Annotated in this window: 15 protein-coding genes; 9 read left to right on the top strand and 6 right to left on the bottom strand. The window is 64.9% G+C overall.

Annotated elements, in window-relative coordinates:
* Positions 1-182: 182 nt before the first annotated feature.
* The 4 genes from HHL08_RS04480 to HHL08_RS04465 are packed head-to-tail and all read left to right on the top strand — an operon-like array spanning position 183 to position 3,144.
* Positions 183-1,046 (top strand): methylenetetrahydrofolate reductase, encoded by an 864-nt coding sequence (locus HHL08_RS04480; protein WP_169571268.1) that lies wholly within the window; start codon positions 183-185, stop codon positions 1,044-1,046.
* Between the two features lie 27 nt (positions 1,047-1,073).
* Positions 1,074-1,931 (top strand): formyltetrahydrofolate deformylase, encoded by an 858-nt coding sequence (gene purU / locus HHL08_RS04475; RefSeq protein ID WP_169571267.1) that lies wholly within the window; start codon positions 1,074-1,076, stop codon positions 1,929-1,931.
* A 3-nt stretch (positions 1,932-1,934) separates the two neighbouring features.
* Positions 1,935-2,792, top strand: a complete 858-nt coding sequence (locus HHL08_RS04470) for a bifunctional 5,10-methylenetetrahydrofolate dehydrogenase/5,10-methenyltetrahydrofolate cyclohydrolase (protein ID WP_169571266.1) — start codon at positions 1,935-1,937, stop codon at positions 2,790-2,792.
* 1 nt (position 2,793) lies between these two features.
* Positions 2,794-3,144 carry a dihydroneopterin aldolase gene (locus HHL08_RS04465; RefSeq protein WP_169571265.1) on the top strand — a complete coding sequence of 117 codons (351 nt, stop codon included), beginning with the start codon at positions 2,794-2,796 and terminating at the stop codon, positions 3,142-3,144.
* Here HHL08_RS04465 and HHL08_RS04460 read toward each other — a convergent pair.
* The 5 genes from HHL08_RS04460 to HHL08_RS04440 form a co-directional block, all read right to left on the bottom strand.
* Positions 3,141-3,977, bottom strand: coding sequence for an HpcH/HpaI aldolase/citrate lyase family protein (locus HHL08_RS04460; RefSeq protein ID WP_169571264.1), 837 nt, complete (start codon positions 3,975-3,977; stop codon positions 3,141-3,143). The genes HHL08_RS04465 and HHL08_RS04460 overlap by 4 nt on opposite strands.
* On the bottom strand, positions 3,974-4,426 hold the full coding sequence (locus HHL08_RS04455; RefSeq protein WP_169571263.1) for a MaoC family dehydratase: 453 nt from the start codon (positions 4,424-4,426) through the stop codon (positions 3,974-3,976). The genes HHL08_RS04460 and HHL08_RS04455 overlap by 4 nt, the downstream gene beginning before the upstream one ends.
* Positions 4,427-4,566: 140 nt before the next feature.
* Entirely contained in the window at positions 4,567-6,426 is a 1,860-nt protein-coding gene (locus HHL08_RS04450) for an acetyl/propionyl/methylcrotonyl-CoA carboxylase subunit alpha (protein ID WP_169571262.1), read from the bottom strand.
* A gap of 5 nt (positions 6,427-6,431) precedes the next feature.
* Positions 6,432-8,033, bottom strand: a complete 1,602-nt coding sequence (locus HHL08_RS04445) for a carboxyl transferase domain-containing protein (RefSeq protein ID WP_169571261.1) — start codon at positions 8,031-8,033, stop codon at positions 6,432-6,434.
* Between the two features lie 78 nt (positions 8,034-8,111).
* The gene (locus HHL08_RS04440) at positions 8,112-9,257 is read right to left on the bottom strand and encodes an isovaleryl-CoA dehydrogenase (RefSeq protein WP_169571260.1); all 1,146 of its coding nucleotides are present in this window, start codon (positions 9,255-9,257) and stop codon (positions 8,112-8,114) included.
* An 88-nt stretch (positions 9,258-9,345) separates the two neighbouring features.
* Between HHL08_RS04440 and HHL08_RS04435 the strand changes: the two genes are divergently transcribed.
* Complete coding sequence (locus tag HHL08_RS04435) at positions 9,346-10,290, top strand: LysR family transcriptional regulator (protein WP_169571396.1); 945 nt, start codon at positions 9,346-9,348, stop codon at positions 10,288-10,290.
* Between the two features lie 117 nt (positions 10,291-10,407).
* Here HHL08_RS04435 and HHL08_RS04430 read toward each other — a convergent pair whose 3' ends face one another.
* A complete protein-coding gene (locus HHL08_RS04430; protein ID WP_169571259.1) occupies positions 10,408-11,349 on the bottom strand; it encodes a LysR substrate-binding domain-containing protein in 942 nt (313 codons plus the stop codon).
* Between the two features lie 252 nt (positions 11,350-11,601).
* On the opposite strand from HHL08_RS04430, the gene HHL08_RS04425 reads away from it, so the two are divergent.
* The 4 genes from HHL08_RS04425 to HHL08_RS04410 all read left to right on the top strand — a co-directional run bounded on the left by HHL08_RS04425 (position 11,602) and on the right by HHL08_RS04410 (position 18,345).
* Positions 11,602-14,796, top strand: coding sequence for an efflux RND transporter permease subunit (locus HHL08_RS04425; protein WP_169571258.1), 3,195 nt, complete (start codon positions 11,602-11,604; stop codon positions 14,794-14,796).
* A complete protein-coding gene (locus HHL08_RS04420; RefSeq protein ID WP_235954828.1) occupies positions 14,786-15,979 on the top strand; it encodes an efflux RND transporter periplasmic adaptor subunit in 1,194 nt (397 codons plus the stop codon). The genes HHL08_RS04425 and HHL08_RS04420 overlap by 11 nt, the downstream gene beginning before the upstream one ends.
* 4 nt (positions 15,980-15,983) lie before the next feature.
* Positions 15,984-17,396, top strand: a complete 1,413-nt coding sequence (locus HHL08_RS04415) for an efflux transporter outer membrane subunit (RefSeq protein WP_235954826.1) — start codon at positions 15,984-15,986, stop codon at positions 17,394-17,396.
* Positions 17,397-17,613: 217 nt separating this feature from the next.
* Positions 17,614-18,345, top strand: coding sequence for a MucR family transcriptional regulator (locus HHL08_RS04410; RefSeq protein WP_169571257.1), 732 nt, complete (start codon positions 17,614-17,616; stop codon positions 18,343-18,345).
* Positions 18,346-18,433 lie beyond the last annotated feature (88 nt).

Below are 18,433 nucleotides of genomic sequence, written 5' to 3'. Positions count from 1 at the left end.
CAAGGCCGCGGCCTTCGTGCCGTTCTGCGCGTGCGCTGGGACAGCCGTCGGCATCCATAACTACGAAAACGACATGAGGAACGATTTTCATGGAATTTCGTATCTATGAATATTTCATCTATGCGAATTTATCCCGATGCTCTAGGAAGACTCGCGAGAGGCAAGGTTGAAGGGGATAGGATATGCCGGTCATTCATCCGAATTGGGAACGGCCACCCGTCAACATGGTCGATGGCTATTCGCTGGAAATGACGGCGAAGGACGTGGAATCGCTGCGCGAAGCAGCGCCGTCCATCGCGCCGGAAACGCCCGTCGCAGTCACTTTCCTGCCCGGCGAGGATTTCGCTGCCCGGATCGCCGCGACCAAGCTGGTCCGCAGCCTGGGCTTTGAACCCATGCCGCATTTTTCGGCGCGGCGGATCACGTCGGCCAGCGAGTTCGATGCGTATCTGGCGGCTGCCGTCGCGGAAGCAAACGTCCGGCGCTGCTTCGTGATTGCGGGCGACCCGTCGGAACCCGAAGGCCCCTATGCCGACAGCAGCGCCCTGATCGCCAGCGGCGCGTTCGAACGCGCGGGCATCCAAGCCATCGGCATCGGCGGCCATCCCGAAGGCCATCCCAACATGACGCCGGACCAATGCTGGTCGGTCCTGCTCGACAAATGCAGCGAGATCGAGCAGCGCGGCATGGCGCCGTTGATCGTGACGCAATTCGTCTTCGATGCCGAGGCGGTTCTGGCCTGGCTGACGGAATTGCGTGCGCGCGGCATCGACGCGCCGGTGCGTATCGGGGTGCCGGGACCGGCAGGCATCAAGACGCTGATGCGCTTTGCCGCGCGATGCGGTGTCGGCGCATCCGCTTCCGTGCTCGCAAAATATGGGATTTCCATTACGAAGCTGCTCGGCTCCGCTGGTCCCGACAGGCTGGTCGAGACATTCGAACGGTCGCTGGGCGAGGAACATGGGCGCGTGAGACTGCATTTTTACCCCTTTGGCGGACTGGAGAAGACGGTCGCCTGGATCAACGACTATGCCCGCGCGCATTGACGCAGACGGACAAGTAGGAGGATTGACGTGACGACTATCTACACTCTGCGATTGCAATGCGACGACAAGCCCGGCCTAGTGGCGAAGGTCGCCGGCTATCTGGCCGCCCATGGCTGCAATATCGTCGATGCGCAGCAGTTCGACGATGCGATGAACAACACCTTCTTCATGCGCGTCGCGTTCAAGCCCGTCGTGGGTGGGACGCTGGACGCGCTGCGCGAGGGCTTCGCCCCGATCGCCGCGGAAGCGGGCATGGACTGGTCGATGGCCGACCAGGCCACGCCCAAGAAGGTCGTGCTGATGGTGTCCAAATGGGACCATTGCCTGGGCGACCTGCTCTATCGCCAGCGGATCGGCGAACTGCCGATGGATGTGGTGGGGATCATATCCAACCACCCGCGCGAAGTGCTCCACACCTCGCTGATCGGCGACATGCCCTTTTTCCATTTTCCGGTGACCAAGGACACGAAATCCGCCCAGGAAGCGCAGATCAAGCAGGTGGTGACCGGCACCGGCGCGGACCTGGTGGTGCTGGCGCGCTATATGCAGATTTTGAGCGACGATCTGGCCGGGTTCCTATCGGGCCGCTGCATCAACATCCATCACAGCTTCCTGCCGGGCTTCAAGGGGGCCAAGCCATACCACCAGGCCTATGAGCGCGGCGTCAAGATGATCGGCGCGACCGCCCATTATGTGACCGCCGACCTGGACGAAGGTCCGATCATCCATCAGGATGTCGAGATGATCGGCCATGCCGACGTCCCCGACGAACTCATCCGCCGGGGCCGCGACATCGAACGGCGGGTGCTGGCGGAAGCGGTACGGCTGCATTTGCAGGACCGGGTGTTCATGAACAAGGCACGCACCGTCGTCTTCCGGGGCTGATCGGTGAGCGACATCATCGACGGGCGCGCGATGGCGCGCGCGCTATCGGAACGGACGGCGCAAGCGGTCGCGATGTTGAAAGCGGAAGGGATCGACCCGACGCTGGCGGTCGTTCTGGTCGGGGGCGATCCGGCCAGCGACATCTATGTCCGGCGCAAGATCAGCGAATGTCGCAAGGTCGGCATGGGATCGATCGAGCGGCGCATGGCCGCAGATTGCGGCGAACAGGCGCTGCTCGACATGATCGACACGCTGAACGCTGATCCGGCGGTGCATGGGATATTGGTGCAGTTGCCGCTGCCGCCGGGCATCGATGCCGGGCGGGTGCTGGATCGCATTGCACCGGCCAAGGATGTCGATGGCTTCCACCCCGTCAATGTCGGCCGGTTGTCGACCGGGTCGCAAGGGCTGGTGCCCTGCACGCCGCTCGGCATCATGATGCTGCTCGACAGCGTGATCGACGATTATCGCGGATTGAACGTCGTGGTGATCGGCAAGTCCAATATCGTCGGCAAGCCTGTCGCCATGCTGCTGTTGGAACGCGAGGCGACGGTGACGGTCACCCATATCGAGACGCGCAACCTGCCCGATATCGCCCGCGCGGCCGATGTAATCGTGGCGGCGGCGGGCGCGCCGCATCTGGTGCGCGGATACTGGGTGAAGCCCGGCGCGGTCATCATCGATGTAGGCATCACGCGGGTCGTAGACCATGACGGCGCGAGCCGGATCGTGGGCGATTGCGCCACTCATGAACTGGATCACGCAAAAGCCGTGACGCCGGTGCCGGGCGGGGTCGGGCCGATGACCATCGCCTGCCTGCTGAGCAATACGGTGCTGGCCGCACAGAGGAGTATGGCCTGATATGGCGTCCGTCACCACCAAGGTCCGGGTCAAGGACCTGCCGCTGCTGGCCGATATCGGCATCAACCCCGACGAGATCGGCCGCCGCCAGCCGCTGGTCATCACCGTCCAGTTGCTGCTGTCGGGCGGTGCGGTCGAAGGGATAAGCGGGACGATCGACTATCGGCGGATCGTGCGCGCGGCTGAGGCTTTGTCCGAAGTGCATATCCCGCTGATCGAGACATTCGCCCATCGGCTGGGCGAAGACTGTCTGAGTTGGCCCGGCGTGGTCGAGGCGTGCGTCAATGTCGACAAGCCCTTTGCCCTGACGCGGGGGCTGGCCGGGGTCGAGGTCATCGTCCGCCGGGATTAATCCCCGGCGCGATCGAGGATGTAGCGGGCCTGCACCAGATGGGGGCGGTCGATCATCTTACCGTCCAGACGCAGCGCGCCTGCACCCGGATGGGCGTCGAAGGCGGCGACGATCGCGCGTGCATGGGCCAGTTCGTCGGTCGTCGGGGTGAAGCCCGCGTTGATCGTGGCGACCTGCGCCGGATGGATCGCCATCATGCCGGTGAAACCATCGCGGCGGGCGCGGGCGACATAATCGGCGAGCGCGTCCGGCGCGTCGATGCGGGGGAAGACCGTCTCAATCGCGGGGACATGGGCGGCATGGGCGGCGAACAGGGTGAGCGAGCGGACCATCTCATAGGGCGGCGTGTATCGGCCGTCGGTTTCGCGCGAGGTCGCCGCGCCGATCGCGGCGGGCAGGTCTTCCGCCCCCCAAGTCAGGCCTGCGAGATGATCCGCCATGGTGGCATAGCTGCCCAGTTGGAAGATCGCGGCGGGGGTTTCGGTGGCGATCGGGAGGATCGGCGGCGCGTTTTCGCCAATCAAGGCGAGCAACGCCGCGACACTGGCCGCGCCTTCCGCCTTGGGCAGGACGAGGCCGTCGGGGCGACCGGGTAGGACCGCGGCGAGGTCAGCGAGGGTCTGGTCACTGCCGAGCGGATTGACGCGCACGAAGCTGGGGATCGTCCGGTCTTCCGTTAGCCAGTCGGCCACGGCGGCGCGCGCGGCGGCCTTACGTTCCGGGGCGACCGAATCCTCCAGATCGAGGATCAGCGCATCGGCACCGCTGACGGCGGCCTTGGCGAAGCGATCGGGCCGGTCGCCCGGCACGAAGAGCAGCGACCGCAACCTCATGCGTCGGACTTTTTGAGCAGCGCCATGCGCAGGCATTGGCAGACGATCTCGTCCCGCTGATTACGCAGGCGGTGGGTGAAGGTAACGATGCCAGCGCCGGGGCGCGACTGGCTGGGCTTGAGGTCGGTGACTTCGGTTTCGCAGCGCATCGTGTCGCCGATGAAGACCGGGTGCGGCATGACCAGCTTGTCATAGCCGAGGTTGGCGACCAGCGTGCCGAGCGTCGTGTCGCCCACCGACAGGCCGATCATCAGCGCGAAGGTGAAGGTGCCGTTGACGAGGATCTGGCCGAACTCGCTGGCTTTGGCCGCTTCGACGTCGAGGTGCAGCGGCTGGGGATTGTGGGTCATCGTCGTGAAGAGAAGATTGTCCGTCTCCGTCACGGTGCGGCGGATGTCGTGGGCGATAATGTCGCCGATGGTCCATTGATCGAAATATCTGCCTGCCACGCTATCGTCCCTTAACTTCGCACATTTCCCGCTGATTCCGACATTGTATTTCAAGAGTAGGAAATAATCGTAGAAACATCTCCAGCAGACTCATCCCTGGTCAGATGATCTAACCCGGATGCCCCCTTGTAGGACAGGCGCTATTCTGCTTGTTCGATCCGGGCGAGCAGCGCGCCTTCGCTGACCTGGCCGCCTTCGGCCGCGTTGAGTTCTGCGACAACGCCGTCAAAGGGCGCGACAAGACTATGCTCCATCTTCATCGCCTCCAATGTCAGCAGCTTCTGCCCCTTGGTCACGGCGTCCCCCGCCGCGACTGCGACTGCGATGATGCGGCCGGGCATGGGGGACAGGATCGCGCCGTCGGAGGCCGCGCCGGTCGCGTTGCCCGACACACGCATCGGCCCGATCTGCCAGGTTTGGCCCTCATCCGTCGTGAAGGAAATAATGGGCGGTTCCATCGGACCAGCGAGTGGCAGCTGATCCACATAATCGAGGATCGGCATATGCGCTGGCAACAGTTGGCCGTTGACCGCCAGCACGACCTGCTGCTGCCGCGGTGCATTCAGCCGGAACCCGGCCAAGGATTGACGCCCATAATGCCGCGCGGCGTCGGACAGGGCATCGTCGCAGGGCATGGCGGGCGGGATCAGACTGTCGCCTGCCCGCTCGATGAGGCCAGTATCCATCGTTCCGGCGATGAAGTCTGGATGATCCAGTGCCTTGATAATAAACGCCGCGTTCGTGCGTAGCGGCCATATGATGCTGCGGTTCAGTGCATAGGCAAGCGTTTCCCGCGCCTCCTCCCGATCCAGCCCATGGGCAATCATTTTGGCAATCATCGGATCGTAAAAGGGCGAAATATGCGCGCCCTGATAGACGCCTTTGTCGATGCGCACATGGGCGTCGAGTTCAAATTGCTCCAATGTCCCGGTGGAGGGCAGGAAGCCCTTGGCCGGGTCTTCCGCGTAAAGGCGCGCCTCTATGGCATGGCCGTTGATGGACAGTTCATGCTGTTTCTTCGGCAGCGGTTCGCCCGATGCGACGCGGAGCTGCCATTCGACCAGATCCACGCCGGTGATTTCCTCGGTTACCGGATGTTCGACCTGCAATCGCGTGTTCATTTCCATGAACCATATCCGGTCGGCGCGCAGGCCCGGCGATCCATCGGCGATGAACTCGATCGTGCCGGCGCCGACATAGTCGACCGCCCTGGCGGCGCGGACGGCGGCGTCGCAGATGGCGGCGCGGGTGACGTCCGTCATGCCCGGCGCGGGGGCTTCCTCGATCACCTTCTGGTGGCGGCGCTGGAGCGAGCAGTCGCGTTCGAACAAATGCACGACATTGCCGTGGGTGTCGCCAAAGACCTGCACCTCGATATGGCGCGGGTTGGTGATCCATTTTTCGAGGAGGACGGAGTCGTTGCCGAAGCTGGAGGCGGCTTCGCGCCGGCAGGAGGCGAGCGCGTCGGCGAAGTCGGCGGGATTATCGACCTTGCGCATCCCCTTGCCGCCGCCGCCGGCGACCGCCTTGATCAGGACCGGGTAGCCGATGGCGTCGGCTTCGGCGGTGAGGCGTTCGAGGCTCTGGTCTTCGCCCAGATAACCGGGCGTGGTCGGGACGCCGGCGGCCTGCATCAGCGTCTTGGCGGCGTCCTTAAGACCCATGGCGGTGATGCTGGACGGGTTGGGGCCGACCCAGATGAGGCCCGCGTCGATCACGGATTGGGCGAAGGCGGCGTTTTCGGACAGGAAGCCATAGCCCGGATGGATCGCCTGCGCGCCGGTGGCATGGGCTGCGGCGATGATCTTTTCACCGACGATGTAGCTTTCGCGTGCCGGGGATGGGCCGATATGGACGGCTTCGTCGGCATCGCGGACATGGAGGGCGTTCGCGTCCGCGTCCGAATAGACCGCGACGGTGCGGATGCCCATCGCCCGCGCGGTGCGGATAATGCGGCAGGCGATTTCGCCGCGATTGGCGATGAGGAGGGATTGGATCATGGGCATCACATCCTGAACAAGCCGAACTGCGCGCGGTCGGGGACCGGGGCGTTCAGCGTGGCGGCGAAGGCTAACCCCAACACGTCGCGGGTCTGGGCGGGGTCGATGACGCCGTCGTCCCACAGGCGGGCGGTGGCGTAATAGGGGTTGCCTTCATCCTCATATTTCTGGCGGATGGGGGCTTTGAAGGCTTCGGCTTCCTCCGCGCTCCACTGGGCCGCATCGCGGTGGACGGTCGCCAAGACGCTGGCCGCCTGTTCGCCGCCCATCACGCTGATGCGGGCATTGGGCCATGTGAAGAGGAAGCGGGGGCCATAGGCTCTGCCGCACATGCCGTAATTGCCTGCGCCGAAGCTGCCGCCGATCAGCACGGTGATCTTGGGCACCTGCGCGGTGGCGACGGCGGTGACGAGTTTCGCGCCGTTCTTGGCGATCCCCTCCGCCTCATATTTGCCGCCGACCATGAAGCCGGAGATATTCTGGAGGAAGAGCAGCGGAATGCGGCGCTGGCAGGCGAGTTCGATGAAGTGCGCGCCCTTCAACGCGCTTTCGCTGAAGAGGACGCCGTTGTTCGCCAGGATCGCGACCGGCATCCCCCAGATATGGGCGAAGCCGCAGACGAGCGTGGTGCCGTAGAGGGCTTTGAACTCATGAAATTCGCTGCCATCGACGAGGCGGGCGATGATTTCGCGCACGTCATAGGGCGCGCGAACGTCGTCGGGGATGATGCCGTAGAGGTCGGTCGCGTCGAATTTCGGCGGGCGGGGATCGCGCAGGTTGAGGTCGGGCTGGCGGTCGGGCTGAAGGGTCGAGACGATGTCGCGGACGATTGTGAGCGCATGGTCGTCATTCTCCGCGACATGATCGACCACGCCGGACTTGCGGCCGTGCAGGTCGCCGCCGCCAAGCTCTTCGGCGCTGATGACTTCGCCCGTCGCGGCCTGCACCAGCGGCGGGCCGGCGAGGAAGATGGTGCCCTGATTGCGGACGATGACGGTTTCGTCGGACATGGCGGGGACATAGGCGCCGCCGGCTGTGCAGCTGCCCATGACGCAGGCGATCTGGGGGATGCCGCGGGCGGACAGGTTCGCCTGATTATAGAAGATGCGGCCGAAATGATCGCGGTCGGGAAAGACCTCGGCCTGGTTGGGCAGGTTCGCGCCGCCGCTGTCGACCAGATAGATGCAGGGGAGATTGTTTTCGAGCGCGATTTCCTGGGCGCGCAGATGCTTCTTCACGGTGAGGGGGTAGTAGGTGCCGCCCTTCACCGTGGCGTCGTTGCAGCCGATCATGACCTGACGGCCCGACACGCGGCCGATGCCGGCGATGAGGCCTGCGCCGGGGACTTCGTCGCCATAAAGTCCATTGGCGGCGAGCTGGCCGATTTCGAGGAAGGGCGAGCCGGGGTCGAGCAGCCGCTCGACGCGGTCGCGGGGGAGCAGCTTGCCGCGGGCGACATGTTTGTCGCGTGCGGTGGCGGAGCCGCCTTGGGCGGCGCTGGCAACTTTGGCGCGCAGTTCTTCGGCGAGCACGCGGTTGTGGGCGGCATTGGCGCGGAAGGCTTCGCTGTCGGCGGCGAGTTTGGTGTCTAAAATCGGTGCGGTCATTTTAGCCTTCTACCTTGCGTCGGGGCACCCGCCCCTCCCCCAGCCTTCGGCTGGTCCCCCTCCCCGTGCCGGGGAGGATTATGCGCCGATCAACTCGCGGCCGATCAGCATCCGGCGGATTTCGTTGGTGCCGGCGCCAATGTCGAGCAGCTTGGCATCGCGCATATAGCGTTCGACCGGCCAGTCTTTCGTATAGCCAGCGCCGCCCAGCGCCTGCACGGCTTCCAGCGCGACCTTCATCGCATTTTCCGACGCCAGCAGGATCGCGCCGGCGGCGTCGAAGCGGGTCGTCTTGCCGGAATCGCAGGCTCTGGCGACGGCATAGACATAGGCGCGGGCGCTGTTTAGGGCGACATACATGTCGGCGACCTTGGCCTGCATCAGTTGGAATGCACCGATGGGACGCCCGAACTGCTGGCGTTCGCGGACATAGGGGATGACGGTGTCGAGGCATGCCTGCATGATGCCAAGCTGGATGCCGGCGAGCACGGTGCGTTCATAGTCGAGGCCTGACATCAATATGCCGACGCCGCCATGGAGCGGCCCCATGATATTCTCCTCCGGCACTTCGCAATCGTCGAACACCAGTTCGGCGGTGGGGGAACCGCGCATCCCCATCTTGTCGATCTTCTGCCCGATGGAAAAGCCCTTCATGTCCTTTTCGATCAGGAAGGTGGTGATGCCTTTGGAACCCTCCCCGGTCTTGGCATAGACGACGAGCGTATCGGCATAGGTCGCGTTGGTGATCCAATATTTCGTGCCGTTGAGGACGTAGCGGTCGCCCTTCTTTTCGGCCTTCAGCTTCATCGAGACGACGTCGGACCCGGCGCCCGCTTCCGACATGGCGAGCGAACCGACATGTTCGCCGGAAATCAGCTTGGGGAGATATTTTGCCTTTTGCGCGTCATTGCCCCAGCGGCGGATCTGATTGACGCAGAGATTGGAGTGGGCGCCATAGCTGAGACCTATGGAGGCGGAGGCGCGGGCGACCTCCTCCTGTGCGATGACATGTTCGAGATAGCCCAGGCCCAGGCCGCCCCATTGTTCCTCCACGGTGATGCCGTGCAGGCCGAGCGCGCCCATGGCGGGCCATAATTCGCGGGGAAACCAGTCCTTCGCGTCGATTTCGGCAGCGAGCGGCGCGATGCGGTCGGCAGAGAAACGCGCCGCGCTGTCGCGGATCATGTCGGCATTGTCGCCCAGCGCAAAATCGAAATCGGTCATTGGCGTTTCTCTCCTATTGGCCCGATCATAGCGCGGTCCGGGGCGGCTGGAAAATTGACAGTGGCATATCAGTGTATAGATGGAAGCTATGATCGAACGCTATCTTCTCCGCTATTTCCTGGCGGTAGTGGACCAGGGCAATTTTTCCCGCGCGGCGGTCCATTGCAACGTGTCGCAACCCACTTTGTCGGCGGGGATCGCCAAGCTGGAGAACGCGCTGCAACGACAACTGTTCAGCCGGACCAACCAGCGGGTGCAATTGACCGAGGCGGGGACGCGCTTCCTGACCCATGCCCGGCGCATCGAGCGGGAGTTCAATGTCGCGCTGGGGGCGATGGCCGATACCGCGCAGGCGCGGCCGGTGCGGATCGGGGTGCTGAGCAGCATTGCCGGCGCATTGGTGGCGCGGGCGGCGCGGGCCTATCGCGCGGGCGGCGGCGGGCCGGTGGAGATCGCCTTCGCCAGCGAGCGGGAATTGACCGCGATGCTGGCGCGGGATCGGCTGGACGCGGCGCTCACCATTTTGCGGCCGGGCGCGCAGCCGCTGGCGCAGCAGGTGGTGGGGGAAGAAGGCTATGCGATGGTGATGGCGACCGATCATCCGTTGGCGGGGCGGTCGATGATCGACGCGGACGATCTGCGAGACGAGACGATGATCGTGCGGCGACATTGCGAATTACTGTCGCAGACCAGCCGGCACTTTCTGGAGCGCGGGGTGCGGCCGCATTTTTCGCTGCGCACGACCAATGACGAGCGGGCGTTGCAGATGGTGGGCGCGGGCATGGGGGTGACGGTGATGCCCGATTGTTACCGCAGCGCCGATGTCGCGCATGTGCCGCTGGGGGGGTTCGACCATCGGCGGACTGTGGGCTTCGTGCTGGCGGACGAGGGGGTGGCGGCGCATGGGCTGTTGCAGGCGCTGGCGGCGGCGTTCGGGGGGGGGGAAGGTGGAACGGGATTGAGCGGCTATGCCGGGCCCCAAGGCGCGGTGGCGCAGGCGATGGATGCGCTGGCGGAGGCCGTTCGGCACTGACGAGACACCGAGTGCGACAGCTGTGGGGCGATTTCACATTGGATGTTCTGTTTAAGTTATTGAATATAAATGATATATTTTCAGCCGATCAAGGCGCGTTGATCGCGAAATATCCTATTATTCTTTATTTTCAGTAGCTTGCACGATCTCATCATTGCCGTTTTTTTGTCCGTTTCCGGCGCGCAGGATGGCGTCCTGAAATGCGCGGGCGGTGGGTGGCAGGTCGTCGCGGTGGATCATCCACAGGCGCGTGCGGACAGGCGGAAAGAGCGGGCGCAGGATCACCTTGTCGACGTGCAGGCGCGAGAGCGAGCGGGATAAAATGGTCGCGCCGAAACCCGCGGCGATCAGCCCGAGCAGGGTGGCGAAACTGCCGACTTCCAGCGCGATGCTGGGTTTGAACCCCGCCTGATCGCAGAGCGCGAAGAAATGATCGTTGAAATCGGCGCTGCTGGTGGTGGCGTAGAGGACGAAGGGCACGCCGGCGAGGTCGGCGATGGACGGATCAGCGTCGCGCCGGGCCAGCGCATGATCCTGCCGCAGCGCGAGGAGCATATCCTCCTCCAGCAACCAGGTGGCGCTGAGGCCCGGCGGCAGGGAGGGCGGCACCACGCCGCGGATGATGCCGATGTCGAGATCGCCGCGCTCTATCAGCGCGACCTGATCGTCCCGCCCCTGTTCCTGCACGCGCAGATCGACCTGCGGGAAGCTCTGCCGGAAATCATAGAGCGCGTCGGCGATCTGGGGGACGAAGGGGGCCGAGGCAGTGAAGCCCAGAGCGAGCCGGCCGAGATGGCCGCTTTGGGTGCGGCGGGCGACCTGCGCCGCATGATCCGCCTGCGCCAGCGTCTTGCGCGCTTCGGGCAGGAACAGGCGGCCCGCTTCAGTGAGGGCGACACGGCGGCTGGTACGGTCGAACAGGCGGACGCCCAGTTCCTGCTCCAGCGCGCGGATCTGCTGGCTCAAAGGCGGTTGCGACATGCCCAGGCGCTGGGCGGCGCGGCCGAAATGCATCTCTTCGGCGACACACAGGAAATAGCGTAAATGTCTCAGGTCCATCGGATCAGGTCTTTATATATATCGATCATGCCTGTTTAGATATTGGACACGACAGAAACAACTGCCCATAGGCGCGGCCAAGGGTGGCGTTTCGAAACTAAAAAATCCGACCCTTTCGCAGAGCAAGACGGGGACGGCATGGCGGTTTGGCTGCCGCTTCCCGTTATGCCTTACGGGCGATTTTATGACGGAGGGGCACGGCATCGAGCATCCGGCGGCGGGCGTCGGCGCGATGAAGGCGGGAGTGACGGGTTGATTGGTATCGTCAAGGTTGCGCTGCATCGGCCGCTGACCTTCATCGTCATGGCGATAGTGATCGCGATCGTCGGCCTGCTGGCGGCGTTCCGCACCCCGGTCGACATCTTTCCCAATATCCGCATCCCGGTGATCGCCGTGGCGTGGCAATATGCCGGCCTGCCGCCCGAAGAGATGGGCAACCGGATCATCAGCCCCTATGAGCGGGTGCTGACGACGACGGTCAACGATATCGAGCATATCGAGAGCCAGTCGATGCAGGGTATCGGCATCGTGAAAATCTATTTCCAGCCCGATGCCGATATCCGCACCGCGACCGCACAGGTGACGTCGATATCGCAGACGGTGTTGCGCCAGATGCCGCCGGGCATCACGCCGCCGCTGATCCTGAATTACAGCGCGTCGACCGTGCCGATCCTGCAACTGGCGCTGTCGGGCAAGGGATTGTCCGAACAGCAATTGTTCGATTTGGGCCAGAACCAGATCCGCCCGCCGCTGATCACTATCCCCGGCCTGGCCATGCCCTTTCCATCGGGGGGCAAGCAGCGGCAGATCCAGATCGACCTCAATCCCGTCGCGCTCCAGTCCAAGGGGTTGACGGCGCAGGATGTCGGCACGGCGATCGCGGCGCAGAACCAGATCAATCCGGCCGGCTTCGTGAAGATCGGCGCGACCCAATATAGCGTGCGGCTGAACAATGCGCCGGGCACGATCGAGGCGCTGAATGACCTGCCGGTGAAGGTCGTGAACGGCGCGACCATTTATATGCGCGACATCGCTTATGTCCGCGACGGCAATGGGCCGCAGACCAATGTCGTGCATGTCGAGGGGCGGCGGTCGGTGCTGCTGACCGCGCTGAAAAACGGCGCGACGTCGACGCTGGCGATCGTGGATGGCGTCAAGGAAGCGCTGCCCAAGATCAGCGCGACGCTGCCCGACAGCCTGAAGATATTGGTGATCGGCGACCAGTCGATCTTCGTAAAGGCGGCGGTCGAGGGCGTGATCCATGAAGGTGCGCTGGCCGCGGCGCTGACGTCGCTGATGATCCTGCTGTTCCTGGGTAGCTGGCGATCGACGGTCATTATCGCGCTGTCGATCCCGTTGGCCATTCTGGCGGCGGTGGCGGCGTTGGCCCTGTTCGGGCAGACGTTGAACGTCATGACGCTGGGCGGGCTGGCGCTGGCGGTCGGCATTTTGGTGGACGACGCCACGGTGACGATCGAGAATATCAACTGGCATCTGGAACAGGGCAAGGGGGTCGTGGAGTCCATATTGGACGGCGCGGCGCAGATCGTGACGCCGGCCTTCGTATCTTTGCTGTGCATTTGTATCGTGTTCGTGCCGATGTTCTTCCTGCCGGGCGTTGCGGGATTCCTGTTCGTGCCGATGGCGCTGGCGGTGGTGTTCGCGATGATCGCGTCCTTCATCCTGTCGCGGACATTGGTGCCGACCATGGCGATGTATCTGCTCAAACCCCATGTGGCACATGGTCATATGGCGGGCGACGCCAAGTCGCGGAACGTCTTCGTGCGGTTCCAGCGCGGGTTCGAGACGCGGTTCGAGGCGATACGCCATAGCTATCTGGGTTTGCTGCGTCGGGCGTTGAATGCGCGGAGGCCCTTCCTGCTGGGCTTTATGGGCATCGTCCTCCTCTCCTTCGGGTTGCTTCCCATGCTAGGCAGCAATTTCTTTCCAGCGGTGGATTCGGGGCAGATTGCCATGCATATCCGCGTGCCGGTGGGAAGCCGGATCGAGGATACGGCTGCGCGGTTCGAGCGGATCGCCGCCGCCGTGAAGGAGATGGTGCCGGCGAGCGAGCTGGACGCGATCACCGACAATATCGGCCTGCCGGTCAGTTCCATCAACACCGTCTATAATAATAGCGGCACGATCGGCCCGCAGGATGGCGACATGATGATCGCGCTGAAACATGGCCATCGCCCGACCGACCTGATCGTGGGCCAGTTGCGCGAGGAATTGCCGCGCCGCTTCCCCGGCACCAGCTTTTCCTTCCTGCCGGCCGACATCACCAGCCAGATCCTGAATTTCGGCGCGCCCGCGCCGATCGACATCCAGATTGCGGGCAAGAATGCGGCGGCCAACCGCGCCTATGCGCAAAAACTGCTGGCCAAGGTCGCGGTCATTCCCGGCCTCGCCGATGCCCGCATCCAGCAGCCGGGGCGTTCGCCGCAGCTGAATGTCGATGTCGACCGGTCGCGTGCGGGCCAATATGGCCTGACCGAGCGGGATGTGACCACCAGCCTGGCCAGTTCGCTGGCCGGGACGGCGCAGACCGCGCCGGTCTTCTTCGTCGATCCCAAGAGCGGGGTGTCCTATCCGGTCGTGGCGCAGGCGCCCGAATACCTGATGGGGTCGATCAGCGACCTGTCCAACGTGCCCGTATCGGCCGCCGCCGGCAGCAACGGTGCGGTGCAGCCGCTGGGTGGCCTTGCCACGATCGCACGGTCGAACACGGTGCCGGTGGTCTCGCATTATAATATCGCGCCGGTGCTGGACATTTATGCGACGGTGCAGGGCCGCGACCTGGGCGCGGTGGCGGGCGACATCAATGCCGCGATCAAGTCTCTTGAGGCAGAAGTGCCCAAGGGCGCGACCGTCACCATGCGCGGCCAATATGCGACCATGAACACCGCCTTTTCGGGGCTGGGATGGGGCCTGGCGGGCGCGATCGTGCTGATCTACCTGCTGATCGTCGTCAATTTCCAGAGCTGGGTCGATCCGTTCGTCATCATCACCGCCCTGCCCGCGGCGCTGGCCGGGATCGTGTGGATGCTGTTCATCACCGGCACGACCCTGTCGGTCCCGGCGCTGACCGGCGCGATCATGTGCATGGGCGTCGCCACCGCCAACTCCATTCTGGTCGTTAGTTTCGCGCGCGAGAAGCTGGCCGAGTTGGGCGATGCGACCAAGGCGGCGATGGAGGCGGGGCTGGTGCGGTTCCGCCCGGTGCTGATGACCGCGCTGGCCATGATCATCGGCATGGGGCCGATGGCGCTGGGCCTGGGCGATGGGGGCGAGCAGAATGCGCCGCTGGGCCGGGCCGTGATCGGCGGGCTGGTCTGCGCCACCATCGCTACGCTCTTCTTCGTGCCCGTGATCTTCGCCTTCGTCCACCGCCGCCACAAGGCCACCGACCCCCAGATGGAAATGCAGCCCAGCCATGCAGGATGATCAGCCCTCCCCAGACATGACCGCGACCGGTCCCGACAGCCGGATGCTGAAGCGCGTAGGAATCGGCGCGGGCGTCATCGCTTTGGCGGTCGTGGCGATCGGCGCGGCGACCCGGATCAGCGCGACCAATGATCTGCGCGGTACGGCGCAGAAGGCGGCGATTCCATCGGTGGCGACCGTATCGCCGCAGAGCGACGCCAAGGGCGGGGCGCTGGTGCTGCCGGGCAATGTGCAGGCCTATAATAGTGCGGCCATCTATGCGCGGACCAATGGCTATGTCAGCCGCTGGCTGGCCGATATCGGCGACAATGTGCGGGCGGGCCAGTCGCTCGCCGTGCTGGACGCGCCGGAGATCGATCAGCAACTGGCGCAGGCGCAGGCCGATTATCAGACCGCGATGGCGAACCAGCGACTGGCGGGGACGACGGCGAAGCGGTGGAGCGTGATGCTGGCCAAGGACGCCGTGTCGCAACAGGAATCGGACGAAAAGGCCGGCGACCTGGCGGCCAAGTCAGCGCTGTCCAATGCGGCTATGGCCAATGTGAAGCGGTTACGTGCGATGCAGGGCTTTACCCGGCTCGCCGCGCCCTTCGACGGGGTGGTGACGAGCCGGGCGGCACAGATCGGCGCGCTGGTGGTGGCGGGCAATGCCGCGTCGCAGCCTTTGTTCACCGTGTCCGACATCCACCGGATGCGCATCTATGTGCGCGTGCCGCAGGGCTATTCGGCGCAGGTGAAGGTCGGGATGCCGGCCACGCTGACGCTGCCGGAATATCCCGGCCGCGCCTTTACCGCGACGATGACGCGCAGCGCCGGCGCTGTCGATGCGCAATCAGGCGCGGTGCTGGTGGAGTTGCAGGCGGCCAATCCCGACCGGGCGTTGAAGCCCGGCGCGTTTGCGCAGGTGCGCTTCGATGTCGGCCAGGGTGGCGGATCTGCTGGTTCTGGGGGATTGAGCCTGCCGGGCAGCGCGATCCTCTATGGCAATGACGGGCCGACCGTGGCGGTGGTCGGACGCGACAGTCGCGTGACCGTGCGGCCGATCACCATCGCCCGCGACGAGGGTGCGACGGTGCTGGTCGCGAGCGGGATCAAGGCTGGCGAGCGGGTGATCGATTCCCCGCCGGATTCGATCCAGTCGGGCGACAAGGTGAGCGTGCAGAGCGGTGGCAAGGGTGCGTAGGTCCATGCCGGCTAAGTCCATGCGGCGGGCGGGTGCCTGTCTGGGGCTAGCGCTGCTGGGCGGCTGTTCGATGGCGCCCGACTATCAGCCGCCGCAGATCGCTGCGCCCCAAGCCTACAAGGAGATGGCCGGTTGGACCGAGGCCACGCCGATGGACACCGCCCCGCGCGGACCGTGGTGGGAAGCGTTCGGCGATCCGGTGCTGAACGAGCTGGAGACGCGCGCACAGGCGGCCAGCCCGACGCTGGCGGCGGCGCTGGCGCGTTATGACCAGGCGCGTGCGGTGGCGCGGGTCGAGGGGTCGGACCTGATCCCGACTATCAGCGTGGGCGGCGATGGCGCGCGCCAGCGCGTGTCGGGTAATCGGTTCCAGGGCAATGGTAACGCGCAGACCTATAATGATTTTTCGATCGGCGCGGCGATCGACTATGAGCTGGACCTGTGGGGCCGCATCCGCAACAGCGTGAAGGCCGCGCGGGCGGACGCGCAGGCGAGCGAGGCCGATCTGGCGGCGGCGCGGCTGAGTTTGCAGGCGGCGGTGGCGGACGCCTATGCGCGGTTGCGCGGGCTGGATGCGCAGGCGGATCTGTTGCACCGGTCGGTCGAGGCGTTCGAGCGCGCCTATCAATTGACCGATACGCGGCATGAGGGCGGGATCGCGTCTGGCATCGACGTCAATCGCGCGCGCACGACATTGAGCAACGCCAAGGCGCGGATTTCGGCGGTGGCGAGCGATCGCGCCGCGACCGAGCATGAACTGGCGGCGCTGACCGGGGCGGTGGCGTCCGATTTTGCGATTCCCGCGCGGGTGCAGGCGCTGGGCGCGCCCACCATTCCGATGGGGGCACCTTCGACGCTGTTGCAGCGGCGGCCCGATGTGGCCGCGGCCGAGCGGCGGATGTTCGCCAACAACGCCCGGATCGGCGTGGCGCGCGCGGCTTTCTTCCCGTCGATCACGCTGGGGCTGAGCGGTGGTTGGCAGGCGACGCATGGCCAGTTGCTGACGACGCCTAACAGCGTGTGGGGCTTGGGACCGCTGGCCGCGGCGCTGACCCTGTTCGACGGCGGCAAGCGGCGGGCGCAGATCGCATTGTCGCGCGCCGACTATGAGGAGCAGGCGGCGCTGTATCGCGACACCGTGCTGGGCGCGTTCCGGCAGGTGGAGGACGGCATCGCCGCGCTGCGATACCTGTCGGTGCAACTGGTCGACCAGCGCGACGCGGCGCAGGCGGCGCAGCGTACCAGCGACCTGGCCTTCACCCGCTATCGCGACGGCGCGTCCGACTATCTGGAGGTCGTCACTGCGCAGACCGACGCGCTGGATGCACAGAGCGCGTTGCTGAGCGCCGAGATCGAACGGATGCGCGCCAGCATCGCATTGGTCAAGGCGCTGGGCGGATCGCCGGGCGCGGCCTGATGGCCGGACATGTTAGCGACCAAGTCTGATCGGGTCGACAATGTCGCGTTGGGGACTGTACCAAAAATGATGTGGATCAGTCTTCATCCGTGACTTGATGCTCGATATACTATGCCAGCCCCTGTATTTTGACAAAAGCGCCGGACGGGGGCACAAGGTCCATCGGGCCAGCCGACCTTATGCCTGCGACCCGACCTTATCTGGATAGGAAGTTTCCATGGCCGACACCGAACAGCCCGACTATACGAGCCTGACCGTCCAGTTGTTGAGCGCCTATGTCGCCAACAATACAGTCTCCAGCGAAGATCTGGCCGGGCTGATCCAGTCGACGCGGGCCGCGTTGATCGCGGAGACTGCGCCCGAGCCAGTCGAAACGGTCGAGCATGTGCCGGCGGTGAGCGTGCGCAAGAGCATCGCGTCGCGTGACCATATTTTGAGCCTGATCGACGGGCGTCCGTACAAGACTTTGAAGCGGCATCTGGCCACGCACGGCCTGACCCCGGCCGAGTATCGCGAACGCTATGGCCTGCCCGCGGCCTATCCGATGGTGGCGCAGGCCTATTCCGAACAGCGCCGGGAGGTGGCGCAGAAGCTGGGCCTCGGCCAGCGGGGCACGCAGGCGCGCGCGGCGGCGGCCGCTGCGGAAGCGGCGGCGGTTGCGCCTGCTCCGAAGGTCGAGGCGGCAGCGCCCAAGCCCAAGGCGAGCCGCAAGCAGCCGACCGTTGCGGCAGCGGCCAAGAGCAAGGCTGCCAGCGTTCCAGCCGTTGAGGCGGTGAAGGCGGAGGTCGCGCCGAAGGCCGCGGCCAAGAAGCCCGGTCGCAAGCCCAAGGCGGCGGCACCGGCTCCCGCTGTCGAAACGCCCGTAGCGGCGCCGGTCAAGGCGAAAAGCCCGCGCAAGAAGCTGGGCATCAAGGCGGTTCAGACCGAGACTGCAGACGCGACTTCCTGAATAATGCGCAACGCGCCGCCCCGGTGGGTGGCGCGTTGCGATCAGCGTGTGTCTAACGCCTTATGACTTCACGCTGACCTGCCTCGTG

The organism is Sphingobium psychrophilum, assembly GCF_012927105.1.
GTDB classification, from domain to species: Bacteria; Pseudomonadota; Alphaproteobacteria; order Sphingomonadales; family Sphingomonadaceae; genus Sphingobium; species Sphingobium psychrophilum.
Note: the sequence above shows the minus strand (reverse complement) of the source record. Positions and strands in the feature narration are given on the sequence as shown.